Source organism: Glutamicibacter sp. JC586, assembly GCF_009805585.1.
GTDB lineage: Bacteria > Actinomycetota > Actinomycetes > Actinomycetales > Micrococcaceae > Glutamicibacter.
In genome coordinates, this window is the sequence record NZ_VHIN01000022.1 from 116170 (window position 1) to 142096 (window position 25927).

The window sequence follows — 25927 nt, forward strand, 5'->3', positions numbered from 1 at the left end:
CAGCATTGAGTTATGGGAGATTAACTTAAATGTGACAAAGTGCTCCCATGCTATTCATCCCGGTATTTCGGGGCAAAAATGAGATTCCCAAAGGTCATTCGCACCCCGTGGAAGTGTGGTGCAGAGCAAAATCGGGTAGATTTGGAACGTTGAGTTCCGGGCGGTTAACCCCGCTTCCGCACGACGTTCAGGGAGACGCCAAACCTATGGCAAAGATTATTTACACCCATACCGACGAAGCGCCAATGTTGGCGACCCACTCGTTCCTGCCAATCGTTGAAGCTTTCGCTTCGACCGCAGGCGTGGAACTGGAGACCCGCGATATCTCGCTGGCAGGCCGCGTTATCGCTACCTTCCCTGACTATGTCACCGAAGAACAGCGCATTTCCGACGCACTGGCCGAACTTGGCGATCTAGCCAAGTCCCCAGAAGCTAACATCATCAAGCTGCCAAACATCTCGGCATCCATTCCTCAGCTCAAGGCTGTTATCGCTGAGTTGCAGGCCGCCGGTTACGCATTGCCTGACTACCCGGACAATCCTTCCTCCGATGAAGAGACCGACGTCCGCGCACGTTACGACAAGATCAAGGGTTCTGCAGTGAACCCAGTGCTGCGTGAAGGTAACTCTGACCGCCGTGCACCACTGAGCGTAAAGAACTACGCTCGCAAGTACCCACACTCCATGGGTGCATGGACCGCTGACTCGAAGACCAACGTCGCCACCATGGGTGTTGACGACTTCGCTTCGAATGAGAAGTCCGTTGTCATCGACGCAGACAAGAAGATCTCCATCCGCTTCGTTGGCGAAGATGGCGAAGTTAAGGTTCTGAAGAAGCCATTCGACGTTCTCAAGGACGAAGTCATCGATGGCACCGTGATGCACGTAGCTGCACTTTCGGAGTTCCTCAAGGCTTCGGTTGCTCGCGCCAAGGAAGAGGGCGTGCTCTTCTCAGCACACCTGAAGGCCACCATGATGAAGGTTTCTGACCCAATCATCTTCGGTCACGTGGTGAAGGCTTACTTCTCCGAACTGTTTGACACCTACGGCGACGAGCTGGCAGCAGCCGGCTTGAACCCAAACAACGGTCTTGCAGCAATCCTCGGCGGCTTGGATGAACTCTCTGACGAGGTTCGCGCCGGTGTTGAGAAGCTGATCGCTAAGGGCCTTGAAGAAGGTCCAGCAGTTGCCATGGTCGATTCCGACAAGGGCATCACCAACCTGCACGTCCCATCGGACGTTATTGTTGACGCTTCCATGCCAGCCATGATCCGTCTGGGCGGCAAGATGTGGGATGCCAAGGGCAACACCGCAGACACCTTGGCTGTTCTGCCAGATTCCTCCTACGCAGGCATCTACCAGGTTGTTATCGATGACTGCCGTGCCAACGGCGCCTACGATCCAACCACCATGGGTACCGTGCCAAACGTTGGTCTGATGGCTCAGAAGGCTGAAGAATACGGTTCCCACGACAAGACCTTCGAATTGGCTGCTAACGGCCACGTTCAGATTGTTGATGAGAACGACACCGTTCTGATTGAACACCAGGTCTTCGCCGGTGACATCTGGCGTGCATGCCAGACCAAGGACGTTGCCATTCGCGACTGGGTCAAGCTGGCCGTAAACCGCTCCCGTGCCTCCCAGACCCCTGCTGTGTTCTGGTTGGACGAGAAGCGCGCACACGACGCCGTGCTGATCACCAAGGTCAACGAGTACCTCAAGGAACTGGACACCGATGGCCTGACCATCGAAATCCTGTCCCCAGTTGAGGCAACCCAGTACTCCATCGATCGAATCCGCAAGGGCGAGGACACCATCTCGGTGACTGGTAACGTACTGCGTGACTACCTGACCGACCTGTTCCCAATTCTGGAACTGGGCACCTCGGCAAAGATGCTTTCGATTGTTCCACTGCTGGCTGGTGGCGGACTATTCGAGACCGGTGCCGGTGGATCCGCTCCAAAGCACGTGCAGCAGCTGATCAGCGAAAACCACCTGCGTTGGGATTCGCTGGGCGAATTCCTGGCACTGGCAGCTTCCTTCGAGCACTTGGCCGTGAACAACGACAACGCTCGCGCTCAGGTTCTGGCAGACACCCTGGATGCCGCAACCGGCACCTTCCTGCTGGAAGACAAGTCGCCTAAGCGCAAGGTAGGCGAACTGGATAACCGTGGCAGCCACTTCTACCTGGCCAAGTTCTGGGCAGAGGAATTGGCTAAGCAGGATAAGGATGCTCAGCTTGCTGAGGCCTTCTCCGCTGTTGCCAAGGCACTGGGCGAGAACGAGGAAGCTATCGTTTCCGAGCTTGCCGAGGTTCAGGGTCAGGCTGTGGATATCGCTGGTTACTACCGTCCAGACGAAGCCAAGGCTTCGGCTGTCATGCGCCCAAGCGCAACGCTGAACAAAGCTCTGGAACTGCTGACCAAGTAGTCTTCCCGGATAGCTAAGCCGCTGGCCCCAATCCTCAAGGATTGGGGCCAGCGGTTTAACATGCCAGGAAATTGACCGGTTCGCCAAATGGGGCTAAGCAAAAGTAGCGGTGACCCCTGGACGTGAGTTTTTGGATGCTTGTTTCAGTAGATTGCCAACTACCAAAAGATCACTTTCAGGGTTTCTCACGATTTTCCCCTTCCGATGATCAAAATCGCGATAGTCGATGATGACCAAGTTGATGCCATGTTTGGGAATTTCTTGGGTCTTTCTGGCATCGTAAATTTTTCTTTGTTCTCCGCGGTTCATTCCTGTTGCGGTGATTTTCGAATCGAAAAATGGTACCGCTTCCGAATGCTGTTTTTCGTGGTATTCGACGATCAGATCATGCTCTTCCCAATAACCGTCGACCGGTAGTTTTTTCTGCTTGCCAGTCTTTTCCGTTGGGTCGCCAAGGAGCCATGAGAAAGTTTTCTGATTTTCACATTGCGAGCCAAGATACTGGGCGCAAAGTAGTAGTACATAGTGTTCGTCGCGTTTAGGGTAAACAACTGGTTCGTCGACTTGGGCGGTGTAGGCAGGTGGAGGGAGGAATCGTCGTTTACTTCCCCAACCGAGCTCCCAGCCTTCTGAGTCATCAAAGTAGTCAGCATAGGCTACCGGCAAATCGGACAGGGTTTTGATCTGGGACGCCAGCATGGCGTACCAACGAACGTATTCATCGTTTCCTGTTTGACTCAGGGAGGTCCTTTGGAGCGAAGGCATACCGTCAAGAATTGCTTCGGCCACGCGAACGTGGCTTACATCTTCGGGGAACTGAACGGTGTTGTTAAATATGTTCTCCGCGCCCGTTGAGTAAACGCAAGATTCACGAGCATGGTACGGCCCACCGAACTCGTCGCGATTGTCCCATTCGGAGACGTTGAATAGGATAATTCTCCAAGCCGATCCCGAAGCGTTCATGCCGGGAAGGATGCGTAGTCCGGCATATCCCAGGCGGTGTAGCAGGCGAACGGCCTCAAAAATTCTAAGAGGTAGCAATGATTCCATAATCTCCGCTTCAATCATGATTGGTCGCTTGGCTTTGAATCAGGCCATAACATATCGAACTATATAGTCTGACAGCGTTCGTGGCGTTAATAGTTAGCCAAAATCTAAACAGCGTCACAGATTTGCTATTTGTTGCCAATTTCTTGTGAAAAAATCATCTAGTTGCTCGGTCGATAACCGCAACAGGGCTTCAAATCCCGGTTCATTCATTCTAGGGTCATGTTTCTGGACAAGGTAGTCCGTCCCACATGCTCGGCATTGCCAATCTGGCAACGGACCGGATGGAAGGACACAACCTGCGACAACAAATTCTTCTTCATCAGGCATGCCGGCGGGCATGCCCCAAATATATGTACGTGGGTTGAGTTCGCCGCATTCAGGGCAAGAAGGCTTAGAAGAAGATTTAGCCTGTTCCACAATAGATTCATGGATCATTTCGTGGCAATCGGGACATACCAGCATTACGTCATCGACATGATCCTGGATCTCCAAAACGATCCATTCATTCGACGGACGCACTAGATGCGCTTCTATATTTGATACGTCCGCTTGACCACAGGATTCACACTCGAGCTCGTTGTCGAAGGACGCTTGAAGGATAGAAATTGCAAGAATCGCGTCTTCTTCGGAGTTCGTTACTCGGGCCGAGCAATCACCAGCCTCCAAGAAAATTGGAGCCGGCGACACCATCAACTCGCCAATGACGCTCAAGACCCGTCCAACAACTGATTCTCCGAGATATTGCGACCTTCGAGGCAGCTTCGCCCCGAGCCGCTGTTCGACCTCCAGTACGGAAATTGGGCTAGCGAACGTAAACAACCGTTCAACTTCGACAACGCCTTCAGTCGCAGACTCCACCCGTTCCAGGCTCAGGATCAATGGTGGGGAACTGTTGACTGCTGTGAGGATGAGCGAATCCTGCTCAAGAGTTTGAGTGAAGTTCATTTCGTAGGAATCCGGTGCACCCGCGAGTGAAGACGCCGTGCCACGAACATTCTTTTCCCAACTCCAAAAGATCGGTTTGCCTGCATACTGGGAGATCTCACCCGAGCCGGTCAGCTTCCGAGGCCTGCGAAGTGGATACGTCTCGTGTTCCGAGGAAGCAGGCCTTTGTTCTAGCTCCCTACGTTCCAACAACTCCTCAATGAGTTGGCTCCGCGTTTTAGATTCAAGAGCGCTTTGACCTGCATCAGGAAACACCCGCAAATAATGGTCAATGAGCTGTTTACGATCCATGCGATCAAGTACAGGATCAAATCCGTGCGACCTCTTTGTTCCCTCTAGCATTACTCCTCCAGCGATCTAGTGGCGGCAAGGTACCTTGGCCGATTACCCTGACCGATACTATTGCTCAGTTGTCTTTTTGATTCAGCGACAAAAGTGCATTCAAGGAAATCCGTCGTCTCCGCGGTGCGTATTATTCATCCACGAAGTGGCGATGCATTTCGTCGATCTCAGCATAAGCGCGTTGAAGGACAAATAAGACGAAAAGTGGGTTGAAATCCTGACAATACAGTTACAAGCGTCGGTTGCAGCGTGGATATGCTCGCACTCCTCGCGATCACGCATCTGCTCCTAGATCCAAAGATGGTCTGCCGAGCTTCCAACTGATCACAGACCGAGAAATGAAGCGGCGACCAACGAAATTAGTGCAGCGGATAATATGTTCGTTTGCTGCGGCGGGCATGATTCAAATATTGAATTCAGTGTATTCACCTTTTGCGCGGAGAGATAGTGATTATTTAACGGGAAAGAAACCAATTTGTCCGAGTAAGACAGTAGGATCAATTCCAAGTCATCTAGGCGCGCAAGGAGGAATGATGCCTGTTCCTGTCTCAGGATCACAGTTATCGATAGTTCTCGACTCCGATGGTGTGCGCCGATTCGCTACTGAGCAGCGACAGACTCAGACTTCACGCATTCTCGCAGCGGTGGAACGCTCGGCATACACCTGCGATCCGTCAGGAGCCAAGCATGCCTACGTTCCGTTTTCATCGGTCATCAAGTTGGCAGGCCATCACGCGCAACGCAGTGAGCGGGGTCTTCATTTCGACTTTTCGGTGACGCTCTGTGATTCCACTCATCGCCCTGTCACGACCCTCTCGGGAACGTGTAAGAACGGTGATCTCGACGTGGCCATTTTGGACTCTTTAGCTGCACTCACTGGCACCGCCCGCATTAGCACTCCAGCGTCAATTGACCTGCTGATCTCCAATAGTGATGGATTGGGGCATGCTGAACTGGCAGCAAACCCGGTCTTTTGCCTGAACCCTCCCTGGCTTTATGGCACCAAAGTGGAGGCGGCGAATCAGGCAAATACCGAAGCGCTCGCGCCCCTCAAGGAGGCGTATCTTTCGCGTTCATCGGTTATCGCGTACACCGATGGATCCTTGCCTCACCACAGAAGAGACCGGGGCGCAGGTGCAATGGTGACAATGCAGGGTCATTGGGCCTCGCAAATTGCTCCGCGGAATTTTTCGCGCAGTCCATTGATGGCTGAAACTACCGGTGCGTTATTGGCGATTCGACACACACCCTTGGAGTCAGATCTGACAATTTTTAGCGACTGTAGAGCATTGGTGGGATATATCAATTCCATCGCGAACTCAGATTCGTATTCTCGTCGTGCTCATGAGGTCGCACTTGGAATAGCGCTGGAACGTCGCCGAGGGCAGACCCGTGCCGTATGGGTCCGAGGGCACAACGGCAACTGCTTCAACGAAGCCGCAGACAGAATGGCGATACTTATGGCCCGCCACTTTAATGCAGGAATCAGTCCTGAACGGACTCATACGTTGATGCAGAAGATCGTTGCTGAAGAGCTGGCTCTGGCCGTCTGAACCGAACTGCGTCAGGGCCTGCTCCACATGCCTACAAGCCGCGCCCAGCCTCCCAAAGATTGTCCGAAGTTCCGGTGAGTAGTGAGTTCAACGAAACAGCTTGGGCATCAGTGAAAGAAGCGATGTAATCGACAATGGCGCGTGCCTGGCCCAAACGCTGAATCTCATTTGGTCCGGCCTGCATGAATAGTTCAGGTGAAGTTTCGCGCAATTGCCGGTATTCCTCTGTGGTGGCTTCAACGGAGTCTAGGAGACGGCGGGGTGCACGTCCTGCGTCTGCAGGATCATTGAGCCAAGTATTAAAGCCTTCCGCCAATGAGCGGATGATTCGGGTTTGCCCACGCTGATAAACAGCCAAGTCTGAACGATCAAGGACAAAGCGTGAGTGGACAAATTTGAGAACAACCACGTCATGCCATGCTGCATCGCTTAGACGGATATGACCGCTTCGAATCATTGGTGTTCGCTCAACAGTGACCGACTTTTGAAGTCGTTCAATCCAACGACGGGTAAATGAGGTGACTGCACGGTCAGCTTGTAGCCCACCGTCGTAGGGGACCGCCAACAGTCCATCAACCAAATCGTGGCCCACACGCTCTACTGAATCACGGAACGCATCAGGGTTGGCAATCCAAGGATCCTTCGCAACGAGTCGACGCCACGTTAGCTCTAGAGCATGGCCAGGCTGGCGTTGATTCAGGTCTGCGGTCTTCAGGGCTTTGAACTGGTGTGCGTGGTCCAGCCAGGCTCGAAGCTCTGCGGAGACGCTGGTGTATTGCAAAATTCCTGCGCGGTAAAAATCGTCAAGATCATGCACTGCGTAGGCAATGTCATCAGCAATATCCATGACTGAACATTCCAATGTCTGCTGATACTGGGCGATTCCCGGAAATACCGACAGCACGTCTGCCATTTCTGCAGCTTCGATGTCGTAGGCGGAGTATTTCATCGCACCAGCAGTGGGATCGGTTCCGATTCCGCGGGGGAGTAGCTCAGGGGAGGTCGGTCCCTTGGCCTGCCACTCATTACGTGTCCAGGGATATTTCAATACAGCCGCTCGGACAGCTCTGGTGAGGTTTAGCCCGCGAGGTGTTGCACTACAACTATCCAACGCGGTGAGAATACGGAAGCTCTGGGCATTTCCTTCAAAACCATCGGAGAGCCCCAGCATGCCTCGGGCGACGCGGTCTAATTCCTGTTCGCCTAGGTGCCCGAACGGTGGGTGTCCCAAGTCGTGGGCTGCAGCAGCTGCCTGAACCACAACGGGGTCACAACCACCCAAGTCGTCGATAAGTCGCCTAGTAGCTTCATCAGCTGATCTGAAGCCAATGGCGATAGAGCGTGCAACAGCAGAAACCTTGAGCGAATGCGTCAGGCGGTTGTGAACCAGAGTGCCTGAACCAGCCTGAGGGATTACTTGCGTCACGGATGACAAGCGCGAGAAGTAAGGGGAGAAACGAATTCGTTCAACATCTACGCGGAACTCGTCTTCACCCGTATTGTCTTGCTCGGCGATAGCGCGGTCGCGGCCGCCGTTTTGGTGTGCTTTTGCCCTGATATCCATCGTAGAAACTAGCCTAGGTGATCAACATCAGGACGCGACGTTAATTGATGATTGTATTAGCGAGTTCTTCACCGTGCGCAAAGGCGATGACCTGATTGACTGCCATTTCTGAGACCATCGAGATGAACTGCCCAGTGTCTCCGGCCATGTGCGGGGTGATGACGCAATTCGGTGCGCTCCATAGTGCGTGGTCTGCCGGCAACGGCTCAGGATCGGTGACATCCAAGGCCGCATGCAGCCTGCCGGCTTGCAACTCAGGCAACAGGGCATCGGTGTCGATGATGGGCCCGCGCCCCACATTGACCAGTACCGAGCCGTCCTTCATTGTCGAGAGGAATTCGGCGTCGATAAGCTGTTCGGTTTCCTTGGTATGCGGCAGGGCAACAATCACCACATCGGCAGTGGGAAGAAAAGTCCGGAGCCGATCAAGAGAATAGATTGGATAGCCCTGCTCGTGGACTCGTTCCGTTCGGGCAAATGACGTGAGCTCGGCAGGTTTGAAGGGCAATAGTCGCCCACGGATCTCGTTGCCGACTCCACCAGCACCAAGGAGCACCACCTTGGACCCGTGCAGCGAGCCCGTCCATGTCCTAGTCCACTGCCGCTCGCGCTGCTGCTGTCCGACCTGTGGCAATTGGCGCAGGGATGCCAGAACCAGAGCGAGGCAGTGTTCGGCGGTGGCATCTTCCACGGCGCCCGTGGAATTGGTCAATGACACGTGTTCAGGAAGATGCTCTAGAACCCACTCGTATCCGATGGAGAGCAGGTGGACATGCTTCAGCCCCTTGATGCGGGAGACCCTTGAACAAAGCTCAGGCTTGCTCGGACGTTCGGTGACCAGCACGTCGGCCGGCGGGGCGTCATTGGGGTCATCATTGATGTGCCAGAGGATCGGTTCGATTCCCGGATGCTGTAGACGGTCGACGAGATCCTGCCAGGGAAGCAATACACGTAATATCATAAGAAAATGTCCTTTCGGGTGCTCTGACTATTGTGTCCGCTGGCACACAGGGATGGTGAATCTGGTGACCGGCTCATTACTCTGTGTCTTTCACTCCAGATTGAAGATCAAATAATTAGTAGACTGAACTCATGAATCACAATGGGATTGTCGGTACGACCATACTGATAGGACTTGGCTGGACGGTGTTTGCCCTTGGCCTTGCCGCGCTATTCTTCGATCCGCTGGTCGGCGCGCTGTTGGCGATCGCCGGTGCGGTATTGATCAGCGGCGGCATGATCACCGAGGCGTTGAACAGGAAGGGTAAGGCATCCGCAATACTGCCAATCAGCAGAGAAGAAGAAACGCCTACAATTGCTTCGTAGCTGCCCGCCACGCTCAGCGGGGCGAGAGGTGAAGAAGTCAGAGCGCTCAAACGACGATGCTGTACTCAAATCACTAGCGACGATGGATCGACGAGTTTTCGTATCGAGGGTCAGACTTTCAAATCCGCCACTGACGAGCACGGGAATCTTATTCTTGAAGGCATGAGCGTAGAGGTTCCGTGGACTGTGATCGGACCTGTCGCGCATGCTATTCATATTGCTGAACGACTGCACGGTCAAGAATTGTTCTTCCCGCCGCGTGAATTTAACGTCATATCAGGCCTTCGGGAACAAGCGGAACCAACGTCAGTAACCACAGAGTTAAGCCGGATGTCGGCTGGCTCATCGACTGTTACAACGAGCAAGCCGCTCGCCTGTATCGGGAACACGTAATCATCTCAGAAGCCGGCGGGGAGGTCTTGGATCTTCCGGTCGGAGTCTTGGGTTTCGTTGGATACGCGGGCATATTCGGTCAGCTTTGTTAGTGGTCCTTCGAAAGCGTCTCACAACCAATTCAGCTGACACCTCAGTATTATTTGTTCGACCGTCTGAAAATAGGTTCTAAATCGTTACCGTTACACCTTTGCCAACCTATGTTTGATGCGTTACATTTGTTTCTGTCATCTCTGCATTGCTACAGGCCAGATCTCATCTTGTTGATAAAAGCAGGTTTCGCTATGGCGGGATTCTGTGGCGATTCGCACATTTTTGAAGCGGGAATAATTGAAAAATAAGTTGGGTGCAACAGCACTTTCAGCAGCGCTAATTTCCGGATTAGTACTCAGCGGAAATGCTGCGCAAGCTACCGAAATTTCAGAAGAGGTGATTAGCGCTCCTGCTCAATCATCTGAAACGGCAAGTGCTCCGACGGAAACTTCTGCCCCAGAAATCGAATCTGAAGCTTCAAGCAACGAATCTGCAGCCGAAGAATCAGCAATTGACCTTGCTGAATCCGAAGCAACTGCAGTGGCTGAAGAACCTGTTGCATCGCCGACGCCAGCGCCGTCCGTTGAAGTCATCGAGGCCGAGCCAGCTGAAAGCGAATCAGCTGGAGAGACTGAAGAGTCAGTCACTACGGATTCAGAGAGAGTGGGTGCTCATGAATCAGTAGCCGCAAGCGAAGCGCCAGCTGAGCCAGGCCCGTCACTCGAATCCACGGAATCGGAGAAGGACGTCGCCGTCGAAGACGAGGATCCTCGGTGGGAGCAGCTAGAAGCGCTCATGCCTGAGGGTAGTGGCGACTGGGATGAGGCTCAATGGGAAGAATTCGACAACACTGAGGCTGGTCAAGAGCTCAATCGACTGCACGAAGAACTCATGGCCGAAGAATCATTTTTGGACGACGAATTCGAGCTTTCTGATGAAGAGATGGCGCTTTGGGATTCGTTCAACAAGTTGCTCCCAGAAGAGTTCCTTGAGTGGGATGAGGAGCAATGGGTTCAGTATTTCCAGACTGAAAACGGACTTGAGCTTCTCGATCTGATACTCCCATTTGTTGCCGAGAGCATCGAAAGCGATGGGAACGCCGCAGACCTGCAGGCCTTGTTTGAGGAGGTCTTCGCTAATGATCCTGAACTGCTTGCTTATTACTTAGAGCTCTACTTTGGCATTCAGCAGGGAGACGAAGAAGATTACGTAGGACCCGAAACTGAGGTCCTGCCTGCCCCTTCTGAGGGTGAACGTCCGACTGAAGGAACAAAGATCCAGCCTGCTGGTGAAGTCAGCAAGTCCCCTGTGGCTCACGAAAAATCGACAAGCAAAGTTGCAGCTGAGGCGGCTCCTCGGCTCGCCAATACCGGTTTTAGCGGATTTGTGGCGGCTGGAGTTGGATTGCTTTTGGCACTTGCCGGAGCTGTACTTACCGTTCGAAGCCGGAAAGCTTCTGCCAATTATTCGCAACCAGTAGCAAGCTAACAACACCAAAGGCTGCCGGTTGACTCATCAAAATGACGATCGACTCGGCGGTCTTTGGTCAGCTCTACTTTTAGTAACAGTTGAGTATCAGGGATCGATAATACTTCCTGGATGGGTTGAACGTACTGTCGGTCATTTTGATATCAATAAGTATAGATGATGATTTAAATATGATAATATAAAACCTCGTAAGGTAAGCTAGTCTACTTGATTTTAAGGAGTTGCCAATGGTTGGAGCGTTGATTTCAATAATCGTTTGCGTTGCTGTCGTGGTGGTTGTAGTTGGATTGATCATCACCAATGTTAGAAAGAAGAGGGGTAACGCGAAAAAATGAGAATTCGAGGTGTTATTTCAATCTTGCTCGCTGGGGTACTCTTCATTTCCAGCTCGGCACCATCTCTGGCTGCAGGCGTGGCGCTACCCAAGGAAGACGTAGTAAAAATTCGTTCGGGGCTGCGTGATCTAGGCGTTGATTTGAAAACTCAAGACCAGCTAATCAAAAAACTCGAAAAGGGGATCGCTTGGGATTCGCTTATTGAATCGTCCAAGCCGATCTCGAACACCACTCAACAATTGAGTGGTGAGACCGTGGAACGTATGGTGTTTGCAGACGGATCTGTGGCTATTAGCCAGACGCAAAATGGACTTGACTTGCGTAGTAATCTCGCGATGCTGGTTGGGTCCCCGGAAAGTAGTCCAGTGAGTTTGTGAGTACTCGTGTCCGACAATGGACACAGGAGGAATCACAGAAACAATGGCACGCAGACACACACCAGATCAGGTCATCGCTAAAGTCCGTCAAGGACAAAAGATGCTCAACGACGGACACTCGATGATCGAGGTCATCAAGGAACTGCAGATCACTGAAGCTACTTGGTACCGCTGGATCAACCAGTACGGGTCCGAGAAAAACGCTGAAGCCAGCAAACGTACCAAGGAGCTGGAGAAGGAAAACGCGCGCCTCATGAAGTTGCTCGCTGATCAGATGCTCGCCAACGACATTCTGACCGAGGTAGCCAAGGGGAAATTCTAAGCCCCGAACCACGCCGCCGCGCTGTCCGGATGGCGATGGAAAAATTTGGGGCGTCCGAACGCTTCGCTTGCCAAGTTCTGGGTCAGAACCGCTCTGCACTACGTAAGAAAAATCACCGATGAGCTTTGACGAAGCGCAGCTACGAGCCGACTTGAGGGCCATCGCGTCTAAGCATCCAACGTGGGGATGGCGCAAAGCCCGCTGGCACTTGCTGGCCACCGAACGGGGGAAAGACACTGTCTTGAACAGCAAGCGCATCAGACGATTATGGCGAGAAGAAGGCCTGGTCTGTAAGCCTAGGCGTCGAAAGAAGCGCCGCACCGGCCCTGGAGCCGGCGAGCAAAAGCGGTTGACCGCAACGTATCCGATGCATGTACTGAGCTTTGATTTCCAGTCGGATGTCACCTTTTGTGGCCGTCATATCCGGTTCTTGAATGTCATTGATGAGTACACGCGGACCGCATTGGCGATTATTCCGCGGCGGTCTTTCAAGGCTGCTGATGTGGTTGCTGTTCTGGAGGACATCATTGCTGAAACTGGGATTCAGCCGGCGTTTGTGCGGTGTGATAACGGTCCTGAGTTCACTGCTGGCGCGCTGGTGGATTGGTGCAACGCTGTGGGGGCGTCCACTGCGTTTATCGATCCGGGTTCGCCGAGGCAGAACGGTTTTATTGAGTCGTTCAATGCGCAGTTCCGACGTGAACAGCTTTCCGGGGAAATTATGGACACTATGGTGGAAGCGAAGTATTTGGCTGATGAATGGAAGGACATTTACAATCATGAGCGCCCCCATGGGTCTTTGGATGGGTTGACGCCGTCCCGGTTTTGGGATGAATGGGTTAGAGAGAATCAGTTAGCTATCGCATAGCTGCTGGACTGTTTAAAGGGACCCAACCAAGTGCTACTCCTATATCTGCTCGTAGTGCGGCCCTGCGTAGCATTCGAAATATTTAAACGATCTATGCGAATACGCTAGGATCGTGATCGGTAGCTTTGCACATTCGTTCGAAATGCTCAGTATCAATTGCTTTTAGAAACTCCATACAACGGCGAATTTGACGGTGCACGGCTCGCGCGTCAAGCAATTCTAATGTCTCTCCACCTTCACCATGAGAGAAGCGGTTACAGAAATCATAAACGTCTCGAAATGGTTCGCCCGGTTTAGTTGAGATCAGAACCTCTAGCTGCTGCCGAAAATCGGTCCGATGCGGCGCCTTATAGCTCGCAAAAACTTCCAACACCCGACGCGCTGCATTCGGTAGGAGGAACAGCCGCTCATGGTCTGCAGAGTCAATGACCCCAGACATAACCATAGAAAACAGATACGTATATTCAGAAGTGCTCTTGAGCAGAGCACTTGGAAGCTGGCCAACTTTGGATCTCCGCTTCCCATCAATTTCGCAAGAATACATTTCCAAAAAAGCAACCTTAGGAAAGCGAGTTTCCTCAGCGTCCTGGTTCCTTATGTTTTTAAGAGACTGTCCCCATGCATTACTATGTGATTTCAGGGTGAGCCTCAGAAGACTGAAATCGTGTGTCAAAATTATATATTGACCAAAATCTTTCAAAGTGTCGACGAGCCACTGGTGGGTAGCGAAGACCGATTCGCGGTCCAGAGAACTCGAAGGATCATCGATGATAACGACACGCTCCGAGAGATTCGGCCTGGCTGCCTGTTCATCTTGAAGACTGCGAAGGAAATACAGTAGCGAGAGAGTCATTCGCTCACCTTCGCTGAGATTCTTCCCTGGCGCGTCGCCCCGACGACAACTGTAAGATTTTCCATCCGGGGTAACGACCACGCTCAGATGGTCCTTTCCATATACCTGTGCCAGATCCTTCGTTAAAGTGTCAGCCATGTCTTTGGTGGTGAACCGGGCTTGACGGATCTCTTCCAATCGCCGCTCGATTTTGGCCGCTGCAGCATCGCATTCAAGCTTTTTAGCCAGGAACTTTTGCGCCGACTGTTCCAATTCGCAGAAATCGGCGCTTCGTGAGCCATGTAGGTGGCTGAGAACTAGTTGTTTGCGGTCGCCCGTTACCGTCTCATGTCTGAGCACCTGTTCGTTATGATCGATGATCACGCTAACCAGCGCTGATATTGGTAGCGCGGTATCGAGAGCTGATAAGTCTGGCGGACCCGGGGTCGTGCTTGGATCATTAACTTTGACGGTGAGCGCGTTTTCTAATAACCCTAGAGATTGGACGTACTTGTTAAGCGCTACCTGTACGGATTTTTTTCGCAGTCTCGAAAGTACTTTTGAGGTGACTAGCTAGTGCTGATTCGGTGGGAATTCCGGCATACCAGGTGGTTAGAGCATCCTTGGCGCGAGTGACTGCTTCGAGCAGGGATTTAGCTTTGCTGCGGATACGCAGCCAGCTTTCGTCAAAATGTTGGGCAAGTTGGGCGCGGCGTACTTCAGTAAGTTGCTCTGCACAGAAGAGACAATGGTCAATACCGATGTGTAATTCGAGCCCTTGTTCAACCCAGGATTGGGCCTTGGAATTCGTCTCTAGGGTTTCTAGAGCGATTCGGGTTGGGGTTTCTTTTAGTAGCTGTGAAAGCTCTGACAAGTTCGGAATGGACCCAACTGGTGGTTCAGCGATGAGAGGAACTTGGGCGGGAACACCCTCCGCAAGGTGCTTTAACGCTTCAGCATGCTTGTTGCTGTCAGGGAAGCTTCCTTCGTGTGCACGCAACCTGTCTTTGATCTTTGGGAGTGAGTACCGATTTCTTGTGAAATGGGCGCGATCAAATTCTTGGAGTTCGGAAATCGTCCTGTCTTGCACTTCCCTGGCAAGCTTGTCTATTTTCTGGTTTGTTTCCTTGCCCTGTTTTTCTGCCTTTTCCGCTTCATCCCGCAACTGACTGAACTCACTTTTTAGTGTTTTCTCTTCTTCTTTCGCATCGATGGCATCCTTGCCAAGGGTAACGATGGCGGACGCACTATCGCCGTCGAGAAAGTCCGCGAGGTTTTTTTCAACCCACTTGCGGGTAAAGACTGCAACTGCTTGCGGTCCGGCGGACTCTCCAAAACCGATTTTGGTATTCGTTTTGTGTTCATCTTCCCAGATAACATTCGTGAGAGAAGAGTCTTCAGAAAGGCTGAGAAGGAGTTCCGACAAGGTGGATTTGCCACTGCCATTATGACCATAGACGACGGTGCGCCGACCTGCTGGAAGATCATCGGGCCAAAAATTCTTGTCTAAAGACCGCCATGGGTCTTGAAGATTTATTTTGCGAAGCATTAACACACCTTATCTGTGACATACGACAAATACTGAGGTATGAGGCGGCGTAACACAGTACTTCGCAATTAATGCTGATGCCCGTGAGGGACTTAGCGAAGATCTGTTCTGGTGTGTCTAAGTGCCATTTTCAGTGTTTCCCCTGTATCCAGTGTTTGACTTGATCATTTACCTAGTCGCTGGCCTACTTTTCGGAGTTTCGACCCACTGTGGCCCCTGAGTTCACCTGCAACGGGGGACCGCAACCCGTGCGCAGCCTCTAATGGGGCAATAGTGTTGACAAGACCTGAAGCTAGGTGAGATTGAATCTATATCGGTATTTGCTGAGAGAATGATCCAAAGCACAACTAAACTAAGTGGTAAGGATGGGGATTTACTTGGCAGAGGTATCTTTTGCTTCTTTGGTTCAGCAATACGGGATAGCTGTCCGAGCTAAATTGAATGGTCCCGGAGAACCTGAGGCGGCCCTAGCATCTCCAATTGAGGCACTTATCGGCGGTGTCGGCAATGGGCTGGGATTGAAAGTCGTTTCTCACAACGAAGTGCGCGAGATGGGGGGGGTCGGTTCGCCCTGACTTCGGAGTGAGAGTGGAAGGACTACTGACAGGTCACGTCGAGCTGAAAGCGCCAGGAACACCTCTCGACCCCGAAACCTATACTCCTGAGTCCCATAACGGGAAACAGTGGAGAAAACTACGTGAGCTCCCCAACTTACTACACACCAACGGCACTGAATGGCGATTATGGCGTTATGGCGAATTGGTAGATAATCCTGCATACATACACGCGAAAAGTCTTCAAAATTTTGCCGGTGTACTTACAGCCGAACCGAAGGTAGAGCAAGTCATCAGCAATTTCCTTCGATGGAAACCAACTCCAATCTTTTCGGTTTCTAAACTTGTTGACACACTTGCACCGTTGGCCCGCATGCTTAAGGAAGAAGTCCGCGAGGAACTCCGTCGTGAAGACCGCGCCGTGAGGAATGGCGCTGATAAAGAATTTCAACCATTTCTGGGCCTGTCGCAAGACTGGCGAGCCATGCTCTTCCCCAATGCCACTCATGACGAGTTTTCGGATGGATTTGCTCAGACTGTCGTTTTCGCCCTTGTCCTAGCAATTTCGGAGGGTATCGACCTCGGGGAAAACCAGCTCCACGAAGTGGCCAATATGCTCTCCACCGGCCATACATTGATGGGACGTTCGTTGGGGCTACTCACCGAACACATTAATGCTTCACCCACTGGTGCAGCAGTGGAAACTGTTACTCGCACGCTTTCCGCTGTTGACTGGCACCGTCTATCTTCCGGAAAACAGGATATCTACCTTCATCTTTATGAACATTTCTTAGGTTCTTACGACCCCTCACGCCGGGAAAAGACAGGTTCTTACTACACTCCGATCGAAGTGGTCGATGGCATGGTGCGACTGACAGATGACGCACTCAAGAAGTATTTCGGCAGGCCCGAGGGCTTGCGTGACCCTAACGTCTCGATTGTTGACCCAGCGATGGGGACGGGCACTTACCCTCTATCGGTTCTCCGCCATGTATCCGAATCCGCCGCCAAACAATACGGCCCTGGAGCAGCTTCGGAAGCGGCTTCTTCCCTCATGTCCCGTCTCTATGGGATTGAACTTCAGTCGGGCCCGTTCTCAGTAGCAGAGTTGCGCTTATCAGGGGAACTCGGTCAGCTGAAGGCATCGATTCCCGGAAATGGTATGAACCTGTTCGTAGCAGACACATTGGAGGATCCTAACAGCGGGAGCAAACGTGAACTGTCATACTCGCTGAAACTAATTGCTAGGCAGCGCCAAAAGGCAAATGACATGAAGAGAGACACCAACGTTCAAGTGGTGATTGGCAACCCACCATATGATGACCGGGCAGGCGGCCGAGGTGGGTGGATCGAAAATGGTATTGATCCACAAACAAACAAGACACCAATGCATGCGTTTAAAAAAAATGGAAACGGACGTGCTGAATTTACACTTTCGAACCTATACGTCTATTTCTGGCGCTGGGCAACTTGGAAGGCCTTCGAATCAACCGCGCACCGAGGCTTAGAGAATGGCGACACGGGAATCATTTCGTTCATTACCGCAACTGGGTATCTCACAGGTCCAGGATTCAAAGGTATGCGCGCATATCTAAGGCGTAAGGCTTCCCACGGCTGGATCATAAATCTGACGCCTGAAGGCAAACGTCCACCCGCAAAAAATCAAGTATTTGGTATTGAAACCCCAGTTGCCATCGGTATTTTTGCTAGAGTTCCGCGAACTTCGGAGGAAAAGCCAGCCGAAATCAAATACATTGATTTTCACGGAACCAAAGAAACCAAATTCTCGGCTTTAGCAAATATTGATCTAGATGATGGAAGCTGGCGAACCACGCGAGCAGACTGGGATGCCCCTTTTACGCCCGCCGCCTCGTCCGATTGGGATACCTACCCTGCTTTAAGCGATATATTCCCATGGTTCTCCACTGGCGTGACACCAAACAGAAACTGGGTGATCAGCCCCAGTAAGAGTATTTTGGAACATCGACTGAATGATTTGATTCTCGAAGGTGATTCAGAAAAGAAAAAGATTCTTTTCAAAGAAACACGTGATTCGAGTATTTATAAGTCAGGTCGCAGCCCACTCCCCGGCGATGACACCGAAAAGAATACCTTTAATAGGATTGCCGACCAGACCATGATCACCGTGCCAAAGACAGTCAGAATGACGTTTCGCGCTTTTGACCGTCAATGGCTCATTGCAGATCGACGACTACTGGACATGCCTCGTCCGCCATTGTGGGAAGCTCGACAAACCGGGCAAGTCTACGTGATCGAACAGCACAGCATCCATCCTAAAGTTGGCCCAGGCGTACATTTTTCCGCGTTCATGCCGGACATCAATGCGTTCAACAACAGGGGTGGACGTACACTTCCAATGCTGCATCCTTCGGGGGAATATAACCTTGCGAAGGGTCTTACAGCGTCACTTAGCAAGAGCCTCAACATGCCGCTAGAAAACCATGACATCATTCAGTACATTGCTGCGGTCGTATCCCATCCCCATTTTGTAGAACAATTCTCAGACGAACTAAACACACCTGGGATTCGTGTACCGATTACAGGAGAACCAGATATTTGGCATCGAGCTGTGAGCCTTGGACGTGAAGTTCTCATTCAGCAGACTTTCGGTGCCTTTGGGCAAGAAGATCCTAGTTTCTATGCTGGAATAGTCCTTCCACGGTACGAAGAATCCGTTGGTGGTGGCCTACCTGCGGAACTCAAGTATATTTCCGAAACTCAAGATCTTGTGGTCGGTTCAGGGCGGTGGAGCAACGTAACCCGAGAGGTTTTCAACTATAAAGTTGGCGGGGTCAGCGTTCTGGATTCTTGGTTTGGCTACCGGAAGGCTAACCCGCGTGGAAAGACATCTTCGCCCCTCGATGAGAAGAATCCATTTACATGGGAAATGGAATGGTCTCGTGAGCTTAGCGAGCTGTTGCAGGTGCTGACAAAGCTTGTTTCACTTGAAGAATCGCAAGAGTCATTGTTAAATGACGTCATTCTTTCCCGAAAATTGACGACGAACAATTTAGTGGAAAACGGACTTGTTGTGCCTGGGCCAAAGGATTCAGTGCGCAAGCCTAAGAAGCGAGATAGTTCCATGTTGCCGATAAAGATGTAACGCGGCTGCAATCCAGTAAAGATCGTTTTTGGGATGAAGAAAACCGCCGTTCAAGCAATCGCTCGAACGGCGGTTTTTCAACGTTTTCGGTTCCCCGAAACACTGAACCGAAAGCTCGTGGCCCAGAACTGAGATCATAGCGTTATCGGGAAGATTTTTGAGCTGCACTATGGGTTGAACAGTCGCATTTCGAGGCAGTCGGACCGTTCTGCTTCGGGTAGGTGTTCCATGACGTTGTTGATGAGTTCTAGGTAGTCTCCATAATCCGATGGAGTCCACCAGGCTTTGTCCGGCCAGCCGACGGAAGCAGCGACCTTCTTGTCCAGAATGAGATGGCGCATTTTCTTGCTATCCGTGGGGCCAGCTGCGAAGTACAAAAGCTTGGTGTAGAAGGCCGGGCCTAGACCCTTGAGTCTGTACTGATCACTTGTCCAGAAAGCTCGGTAGGCGTCCTCTGCTTCGACGTTCGGGTCTTGGGCGAGCATGATTCCGCCGAGGAGTTTTTCTCCAACGTCTGGTTCGCTCAATGTTGGAATTCGACGGTAGATATCGCGGGCTTTAGTGCCGGCGCCCCATGAACAGACCGCGACGTAGAAGTTGACTGCATCTTGTGCAGTTTTCACCTTGGTACCTAGAGCGAATAGGTCGCCTCGACTCAGTGTGAGTCGGCCTTTGCTGTCCTTTTCTCCGCTTTGAAGGATGGAAGGAATGTCCGGCATGTTTTCGTCCCACCGGTTCAGCCAGTGCCGAGGGTAGAACCGGATAGCGTGGTTCTCGACCTCTGCAGCAGTGGGTAATCCCTTGCCGTTGCGTAGGAGGTCTACAACTTCGGCGGTGGTCTTTCTTGTTCTGGCCAAGCTCCAGCTCCAGTCGTGGAAGGGTTGTATCGTATGCTACTCAGCATAGTCTGTTGCTCCGACGGGTGACACGGGCTCTAGAACAGTGTGCAAGGGGAAGAAGCGCTGTAACCCTTGTCGAGCGCGGGGTGGTTATGGAAGTTCTTTGATCCGCCGGTAAAGGGTCGCTCTGGACATTCCTAGGTCTTGGGCAACTTGGGTAGCTGGTTCGCCGGCCTGGATGAGTTTTGTGGCAGTACGGATCTGTGATTCGGCGAAGGTGGGCCGCCGGCCGCCGAGGTCCCCGCCGGTGGTGCGGCGCTTGGTCACGGAGTCGTTGATGCGTTCGCGTTTGATCTCCAGTTCCATTTGGGCCAGGGCGGCCATGACGGTGAAGACCATGGCGCCCATGGGGGTTTTGGTGTCCACGTCGCCACCGCCAAGGTTCAGGACCCGCAGCCCGATATTGCGCTCGCGTAGCTGTTCGGCGAGTTCGAGCATTTTCTGGGTGGAGCGACCGAGCCGGTCCAAGGTCGTGATCACTAGGGTGTCATCTGGGTGTAATGCGTCGAGTGCTTTATCCAGGCCTGGCCGCTTCGCCAATGCACCGGAGAGTCCATGATCGATGTAGAGGTCATCGCGGCGGATGCCGGCGGCGAGGAGGTCTTGGATTTGCCTGTCGGCGTCTTGGGCTTTGGTGGATACGCGGGCGTAGCCGATCAGTTTGGTCATTGGTCCTTTAAAAGTGTCTCGCAACTAATGGTGTTGACATGATTCTACGCCAGTAGTTGCAACACATAGTTGCGAGAATTTTGGACCATTGAATGTCCGCGAATTTTTCGATGGGGAGCGGTGTGCGATGAGACGTCTTGCAACCTATAGGTTGCAAGACTGACGATCTTATAGGTCCTTATCGTTAATCATGCGTTGCTTACTCTTTTCTATCCGAAACGGAAACCGAATAGGCCACCTGTATCGGTCTCATCGGTAAGTCTGGTAGTTAGGAGGTATGGCGCTGCATCGAACGCTCCGTCACTTTGAATTTCAACCGTATCGAGAAAATCGGAGTTCAGGGCTACTAAATATTGAAAACCATGTTCTTCAGCTAGCCGTGCACCAATATTGAGGCATGAAGCCACTTGTCTACTATCGATCGCGTCGAATAGGTGGCTATCATGCACAAGAATGCGAGGCCCTCGGTTTATTTCCATGGCTGTAATGGCACATACCATATCTAGCATAAAGATTTCGACACTTCGCACCCCTACGCTTGAGTCTCCGGAGATTTGAGGGGTAACACCCAGTATCCCGTTCTGGGTAGGATCAATTAGCAGCGAAGATTCTCTGTCAGAGTAGATCTCAGATCCAAGCGAACTGAAAAGCGAAATCGCCTTGTCTATGTTTTCTTCTCGCTCTTGAAGTTCCGCCCGCACAGATGCGATCAATTCCGCAGTTTTGAGCTTGACGGTGTCGTTGATTGTATTGATTGAATCCGCGGCCTCTAGTCGACGCCCCAGATCAGCGACCTTTGCTTCCTGCTCTGCGAGATCCCGCTGGGCTGTAAGGAAAGTTTCAAGAGCTACTGTCTCGTTCAGTAACTCCATAGCGACCGATCGTTGACTGTCTAGACTCCGTCGCTCAACATTGATGGCTTCTAAGCGCGTCGTAACTCGTTCCTGCTCTTGTGCCAGAAATAAGCGCCTGTTGCGGACGATAGACTGGTGGAAATTAGCTACTTCCTCGTATCGTCGGCTAACCACATCTGGGAGAATGAGACCGATTTCCGAATAGACCTTAAATAGCTTGGTGCTTAGTTCAGAATGTTCAGACTCATTGATTTCGTCCGCTAGAGCTTGCTCTAGCTCGCGTGCCCGTCGTTGAAAAGCTAAGGCTTCGTCATTTAGCTTCTGAATCGAAGCGCTCAATCTGTCGGCATCTATCTGATGCTCTGCATACTGATCATCAACTTTAAAGGTCCGAAGATCATCTTGCATTCGGTCGCGCTGACGGCGAGCAGTGGCTATTTCAGCACGTAACTTCGGCGAATCTAACGAGAGATTGGTGAGTGCGCCCTCCTTCACGGCACTTCTAATTACTTTTCCCTGTTTCGTTAGTCGGGCGACGTCTCCTGCGACCGATAAGATTTCTGGTGCTAGCCCTAGCATGAATCCAAGCTTAACGCCCGATTCCCAATCAGTTTCAGCTGGATGGCCTTTTATAGGGTTTCCAAAATAGCTCCGTATGAGTTGTCCCCATAATTGTCCAACGGTGGGGCGAGAAGCGCCCTCAGGAATTAGGAAGACTCGACTAGCAAGTTCTGAACGCCATTCATCAACGTGAAGATTACGCGTCTCTAAGCCCGACCACCCAGAAACCGTCAGTCGTGTTGTGGGAGATGCTGGCCTTTCCACGTGAACTGTGTCGAGCAGCCCCGCTGTGGCCGACGGGAGTTCGAATGTGGCTCTGAACGAGTGCCCTTTAAGCTCTTCCACTTTGAACTCAGTGGGTAATTCGCTACCGAGGAGATACCGGATGATCTTTACAAAACTGGTCTTACCAATGCTGTTTCTACTGTCGCCTTGGTCGGATACTTCAGTACGTTCAGCGACTAGAATGTTCAATCCATCCTTGAAATGAATAGTTTTGAACCGCTGGTCGGACGAAGTTAGTTGCTTAAGGAACATTAACCCTCTTAATGTAGCCGGCATCCGTCTCTTCAATAAGTTTGATGGCGTAAAGTGTCGAGACAGCGAGTGCGAACCAATCGAATGTGATCCTGGTAGTTCCGCTGTCACGCGAAGGCGAGTCATTGAATGACTCCCATAATGCAGAGATAGACTTAGGATTTCGTAAATTTTCCAATATTTCAGATCCAATGGTTAGCAAGGCTCGCTCGGGTGAGACCCCTTTAGTCGGAAGAAGCAAAACCACTCCTTAAGCAGAATCTGGAATTAGTGTTGGATCCTCGAATATATGGCATCCATCGAAAAAATATGAAACCACCGCAAACGCCGCATTTGCACGTCGCCCATCCATTCGGAAATTAGGCCCAGCTACTGATACATAGAGCCTTTCAAGAATCTCCGCTGGAACTTGGGTAACTAAAAGAGCTTCTTGATAGAGCGCCTTGAATCTTTTTCCATGCTTGTCATAGAGATCAGGATCTGAAGACTCCTCGTACCATCGGTTGATACGTCTAGCAAGTAGTCGTCCTGCATTGAATTCGATGCGACTTGCTTCAGGGAGATCGTTGAAGTCCATCTTATTCGATGGCACGGGGGCTATGGGTGAGTCGATGTCTAGGTCGTGATCAGAATTGCCGAGAGTGTCGAGTAAAGGGAGAAGATCTGCTAGTTCGATGTTTTCAACGCCCGGTGCACCTGGAAAAAGAGAATTGAGCTCGGAAAAACTAAACGTACCTACTACTAGCGTCCACAAGTCGTCAGACTTAAAAATTCTCAGCGTGAGTGGGCGTGCGGAATATACCCCATGAGTTTGTTGTAGCGCGGTAAATGATCTGACTGCCAGCGGCCCTACGGGTGCATTGGTAACGAAACGCCATGTGTGGAAGGTATCCCACTCTGCGAATCCGCGAGCGAAATCAGACTCGATTTTTCTCGCAAGTTCCCGTTCTGCGTCTCTTCCTGGTCGCTTGCCGTAACAAGCATAGAAAATCGTTCCAGACTCCGCCAGACCGTCGCACCCTCCGTCACCAAGCGATCCTGAAGGTGCAGGGTTTAGGAAGTCGTCGTGATAAATGCTTAAAATCTCGGAGACGTAATCCTCGAATTTTGTGCCAGACTCGAAACAAGCCTGCAGATGGCGAAAACGGTACCATTCACGCCAATTGGCCGTAAGTAGCATGCTCCCCCAAACATTCGTTTTCTGCCGGAACGGTAAAATTCTTTACTCCTAATACTAGCCTTGAGCGATCATCCAACGCAGAATCCCCAAGAACTGGACCGTGTAAATCTGCTCTTCTCCAATCGAGAGCCTAATCAATCAAAATTAGCCCCCGGCCTCCGGGCATGTCATCGAACACGGAAAAGTCGAGGCCTTGCAGGAAATGGAAGTTATCATATGGACTGGTCTGTCAATGCCTGTCCGTCTCAACAATCGCGGCTGGCCCCAGTGCTACTTTAGAATCCGCCAACGACGCAGTGCAGGCAGAAGCGCAACGCCTGCCGATCAATACCGGAGGGGCTGAGATCGAAGGCCCAGATACCTGGAAGCAATAGGCGAACTCCGGGGACGTCAGGCTGCTCAACTGACCTAGCGGTCGACCTTTTCGTTTTTTGCTGCCGCCCCTCGACTTAGACCGGTAATCTCCAAATCCGCGACCCACTCGCTAAGCTTCGAGCGTGTCCCAGCCAGAAATTCATTTAATGCGTTTTCTATTCTCTTCTCGGTTCAAAATTTTTCGCGGGTTCTGCACCCTCGCCGCGTATTTCTGTGCGTATTTCTTTGAATCATTAGCTTCTTTTTTGCACGGTGGTTAGCATTAGCGTCATGGAATTCGTACTCGAAGAACAAGTGTGGACGGTGTTGGGGCCTTTGAAAGCCGACGTCGGGGGATTTGCAAAAATGCTTGAAGTTAGATCTTCTAACGGAGATGACGCCGTGGCCAAATGCGTTCGGAAGGAGCCTGGAGCTAAACGAGAAATTTTGATTGGCGATTCGACGGGGGCAGCCAAGTTCCAGGGGACTATACCTATCCTGGATGTGGGTGAACATGAAGACTACTGGGTGATTGTCATGCCGCGTGCGGATCAGTCGTTGGCCCAGTACCTTGAAGAAAAGGCGGATTCTTTAGAGGTCAGCGAGGTTTTGAAGATCCTTAAAGATGTTGCCACTGCTCTTGCAGAGATTAATGGCGAGATTGTTCATCGAGATCTAAAACCGGCGAATATTTTGTTCCACGAGGGGACTTGGAAGCTGGCGGATTTTGGAATCGCGCGGTACGGTAACGCGAACACTGCCGACAGTACTCGCAAAGCGCACTTTACTTCTCAGTATGCTGCGCCTGAGCAATGGGAACACAGACACGCAACTGGTGCCACAGACATTTATGCTTTTGGGGTTTTGGCATACAGACTCCTCTCCGGCGCTCTTCCTTTTGACGGAAATACTCGAGAAGACTTACGTGAACAACATCTGAAATCTGTTCCAGCGGATCTCAAGGTGGGACCGGTAAGGGTGAGAATTCTCGTTGAAGAGTGCCTGTACAAAGACATGGAAGTCCGTCCTCGCGCCAAGGCACTCTTGGCCCGTCTAGAAAGTATAAAGGAGACCCAAGTTCGGCCAAGTTTAGCTAGCCTTGCCGAGATCAGTCACGGGCACATTCGCGCGAGGGCGCGACAGCAAGCGGAACTAAAGGCCGAACATGATCAGAGGACCCGGTTTATTGAGCGCGTGAACGGGGCTAGAAGGATGCTGGAGACCGTAGTCTCAACCATGGAGCAAGAGATTGCTGACTGTGTTCCCACAGCTAGGTTTGTCGATTACGTGGGTAACGCGGCTCCGCGCTTAGAAGTGGAATTTGGTGCTGCAAAGCTACGATTTGGACGCGTAGAACCGATCGAACAGTGGGATTCGCCTTTCAAAATCATAGCCGCGTCGAGTATTAGCTTGGACTTCGGAAAGCCGGGACGCGACTGGGTTGGAAGAAGTCATTCATTGTGGTTTTGCGATGCCTTTGAACCTGGGCAGTTCGGTTGGTACGAACTGGCCTTCATGGAACCAATATTCGAGAATTCGCGGCCGCCAGTTGAACCGTTCGCTTGCTTGCCCTATGAGGCCAAAGACGCTTTGGATGGTGTGATAGGAAGCCGCCAAGTTGCCTGGCCGGTGACTCTTCTTGATCGGTCCGAACCCAAGGATTTTATAGACCGCTGGTTCGGGTGGTTTGCTGATGCCGCGAGGGGCGAGTTGCAGCGCCCAGCAAGCATGCCTGAACGTCCCATTAAAGATATCTGGCGTTGATGGAATTTCAGGATATTTTATAGAT

The 25927-nt window shown here is 51.7% G+C and carries 18 protein-coding genes and 1 pseudogene; 8 read left to right on the plus strand and 11 right to left on the minus strand.

Going from position 1 to position 25927, the window contains the following annotated elements:
- Positions 1-206 precede the first annotated feature (206 nt).
- Positions 207-2429: an NADP-dependent isocitrate dehydrogenase gene (locus FJV47_RS14365; RefSeq protein ID WP_159614172.1), complete on the plus strand. Its 2223-nt coding sequence runs from the start codon at positions 207-209 to the stop codon at positions 2427-2429.
- A 93-nt stretch (positions 2430-2522) separates the two neighbouring features.
- Here the strand turns inward: FJV47_RS14365 and FJV47_RS14370 are convergent, their stop codons facing one another.
- Both FJV47_RS14370 and FJV47_RS14375 read right to left on the minus strand, forming a co-directional pair.
- On the minus strand, positions 2523-3497 hold the full coding sequence (locus FJV47_RS14370; protein WP_159614174.1) for a hypothetical protein: 975 nt from the start codon (positions 3495-3497) through the stop codon (positions 2523-2525).
- Positions 3498-3593: 96 nt separating this feature from the next.
- Positions 3594-4715 (minus strand): hypothetical protein, encoded by a 1122-nt coding sequence (locus FJV47_RS14375; RefSeq protein ID WP_159614176.1) that lies wholly within the window; start codon positions 4713-4715, stop codon positions 3594-3596.
- 581 nt (positions 4716-5296) lie between these two features.
- On the opposite strand from FJV47_RS14375, the gene FJV47_RS14380 reads away from it, so the two are divergent.
- Positions 5297-6319, plus strand: a complete 1023-nt coding sequence (locus tag FJV47_RS14380) for an RNase H family protein (RefSeq protein ID WP_159614178.1) — start codon at positions 5297-5299, stop codon at positions 6317-6319.
- 31 nt (positions 6320-6350) lie between these two features.
- Here the strand turns inward: FJV47_RS14380 and FJV47_RS14385 are convergent, their stop codons facing one another.
- Positions 6351-7883, minus strand: coding sequence for a deoxyguanosinetriphosphate triphosphohydrolase family protein (locus FJV47_RS14385; protein ID WP_159614180.1), 1533 nt, complete (start codon positions 7881-7883; stop codon positions 6351-6353).
- A 40-nt stretch (positions 7884-7923) separates the two neighbouring features.
- Entirely contained in the window at positions 7924-8844 is a 921-nt protein-coding gene (locus FJV47_RS14390; RefSeq protein ID WP_159614182.1) for a 2-hydroxyacid dehydrogenase, read from the minus strand.
- A 131-nt stretch (positions 8845-8975) separates the two neighbouring features.
- Here FJV47_RS14390 and FJV47_RS14395 point away from each other — a divergent pair, with 131 nt between their 5' ends.
- The 4 genes and pseudogenes from FJV47_RS14395 to FJV47_RS14410 all read left to right on the plus strand — a co-directional run bounded on the left by FJV47_RS14395 (position 8976) and on the right by FJV47_RS14410 (position 13025).
- Positions 8976-9209, plus strand: coding sequence for a hypothetical protein (locus tag FJV47_RS14395; protein ID WP_159614184.1), 234 nt, complete (start codon positions 8976-8978; stop codon positions 9207-9209).
- A gap of 723 nt (positions 9210-9932) precedes the next feature.
- Positions 9933-11123, plus strand: coding sequence for a hypothetical protein (locus tag FJV47_RS14400; protein ID WP_159614186.1), 1191 nt, complete (start codon positions 9933-9935; stop codon positions 11121-11123).
- 331 nt (positions 11124-11454) lie between these two features.
- Positions 11455-11835 carry a hypothetical protein gene (locus tag FJV47_RS14405; RefSeq protein ID WP_159614188.1) on the plus strand — a complete coding sequence of 127 codons (381 nt, stop codon included), beginning with the start codon at positions 11455-11457 and terminating at the stop codon, positions 11833-11835.
- A gap of 43 nt (positions 11836-11878) precedes the next feature.
- Positions 11879-13025 (plus strand): annotated as a pseudogene (locus FJV47_RS14410) (IS3 family transposase).
- Between the two features lie 91 nt (positions 13026-13116).
- Here the strand turns inward: FJV47_RS14410 and FJV47_RS16480 are convergent.
- Positions 13117-14403 carry an AAA family ATPase gene (locus FJV47_RS16480; protein WP_200832030.1) on the minus strand — a complete coding sequence of 429 codons (1287 nt, stop codon included), beginning with the start codon at positions 14401-14403 and terminating at the stop codon, positions 13117-13119.
- Positions 14372-15406, minus strand: coding sequence for an AAA family ATPase (locus tag FJV47_RS16485; RefSeq protein ID WP_200832021.1), 1035 nt, complete (start codon positions 15404-15406; stop codon positions 14372-14374). Before FJV47_RS16485 ends, FJV47_RS16480 begins: the two co-directional genes overlap by 32 nt.
- A 588-nt stretch (positions 15407-15994) precedes the next feature.
- Here FJV47_RS16485 and FJV47_RS14420 point away from each other — a divergent pair.
- Entirely contained in the window at positions 15995-19084 is a 3090-nt protein-coding gene (locus FJV47_RS14420) for a type ISP restriction/modification enzyme (RefSeq protein WP_159614190.1), read from the plus strand.
- A 167-nt stretch (positions 19085-19251) separates the two neighbouring features.
- On the opposite strand, the gene FJV47_RS14425 is transcribed toward FJV47_RS14420, so the two are convergent.
- From FJV47_RS14425 to FJV47_RS14440, 5 genes are all read right to left on the minus strand, one after another.
- Entirely contained in the window at positions 19252-19941 is a 690-nt protein-coding gene (locus tag FJV47_RS14425) for a hypothetical protein (RefSeq protein ID WP_159614192.1), read from the minus strand.
- Between the two features lie 132 nt (positions 19942-20073).
- On the minus strand, positions 20074-20652 hold the full coding sequence (locus FJV47_RS14430) for a recombinase family protein (protein ID WP_159614194.1): 579 nt from the start codon (positions 20650-20652) through the stop codon (positions 20074-20076).
- 209 nt (positions 20653-20861) lie between these two features.
- Positions 20862-22604: an ABC-three component system protein gene (locus tag FJV47_RS14435; protein ID WP_159614196.1), complete on the minus strand. Its 1743-nt coding sequence runs from the start codon at positions 22602-22604 to the stop codon at positions 20862-20864.
- Positions 22594-22851, minus strand: a complete 258-nt coding sequence (locus FJV47_RS16805; RefSeq protein WP_370515044.1) for an ABC-three component system middle component 6 — start codon at positions 22849-22851, stop codon at positions 22594-22596. The genes FJV47_RS14435 and FJV47_RS16805 overlap by 11 nt, the downstream gene beginning before the upstream one ends.
- 3 nt (positions 22852-22854) lie before the next feature.
- Complete coding sequence (locus FJV47_RS14440; RefSeq protein ID WP_159614198.1) at positions 22855-23784, minus strand: ABC-three component system protein; 930 nt, start codon at positions 23782-23784, stop codon at positions 22855-22857.
- Between the two features lie 645 nt (positions 23785-24429).
- Between FJV47_RS14440 and FJV47_RS14445 the strand changes: the two genes are divergently transcribed.
- Positions 24430-25902: a serine/threonine-protein kinase gene (locus FJV47_RS14445; RefSeq protein ID WP_159614200.1), complete on the plus strand. Its 1473-nt coding sequence runs from the start codon at positions 24430-24432 to the stop codon at positions 25900-25902.
- Positions 25903-25927 lie beyond the last annotated feature (25 nt).